Source organism: Flavobacterium sp. FPG59 (assembly GCF_002150205.1).
Taxonomy (GTDB): domain Bacteria; phylum Bacteroidota; class Bacteroidia; order Flavobacteriales; family Flavobacteriaceae; genus Flavobacterium.
Map to the genome: position 1 here is coordinate 1 of NZ_MTCA01000410.1, position 883 is coordinate 883.

Sequence of the window (883 nt, forward strand, 5' to 3'; positions counted from 1 at the left end):
GTGTAAAGTTGAATACCACAGCGGTTCCTTCGGTAGCCGAAGCCGGAGTGATGGTAGCCACCGTAGGAGCATTGTTATTGTCGATAATCGTACCCGTAGCCGAAGCAGCTCCAGAGGCAATACTAAAATCCTCATTTACTTCGTCAATTGTATCTGCAGTCGTTGGTACCGAAACGGTTCCCGTAGTAGCACCTGCAGGAACATTTACAGTTACAGCAGTAGTAGTGTAATCTGCACTTCCAGCAGTTCCATTTGTTAGAACAAAAGTATAAGTTGTATCTACCGCAGAAGGGTTGCTTAGTGTAAAGTTGAATACCACAGCAGTTCCTTCGGTAGCCGAAGCCGGAGTGATGGTAGCCACCGTAGGAGCATTGTTATTGTCGATAATAGTACCCGTAGCCGAAGCAGCTCCAGAGGCAATACTAAAGTTTTCAGTTACTTCATCAATAGCATCTACCGTTGTAGGTACCGAAACGGTTCCAGTAGTAGCACCAGCAGGCACCGTTACCGTAACGTCTGTAGTCGTGTAATCTGCACTTCCAGCAGTTCCATTTGTTAGAACAAAAGTATAAGTTGTATCTACAGCCGATGGGTTGCTTAGTGTAAAGTTGAAAACCACATTCGATCCTTCGGTAGCCGAAGCCGGAGTGATCGTTGCCACAGTAGGGGCGTTGTTATTGTCGATAATGGTACCCGTAGCCGAAGCAGCTCCAGTGGCAATACTAAAGTTTTCATTTACTTCGTCAATAGCATCTGCAGTTGTAGGTACAGCTACAGTTCCCGTAGTAGCACCAGCAGGCACCGTTACTGTAACGTCTGTAGTCGTGTAATCTGCACTTCCAGCAGTTCCATTTGTTAGAACAAAAGTATAAGTTGTATCTAC

At 45.8% G+C, this 883-nt stretch carries 1 protein-coding gene; it reads right to left on the minus strand.

Annotation, left to right across the window (positions count from 1 at the left end; genetic code table 11):
- Positions 1-883 (minus strand): Calx-beta domain-containing protein (locus FPG59_RS16345; RefSeq protein WP_303393807.1); only part of this gene is annotated, 883 nt, incomplete at both ends.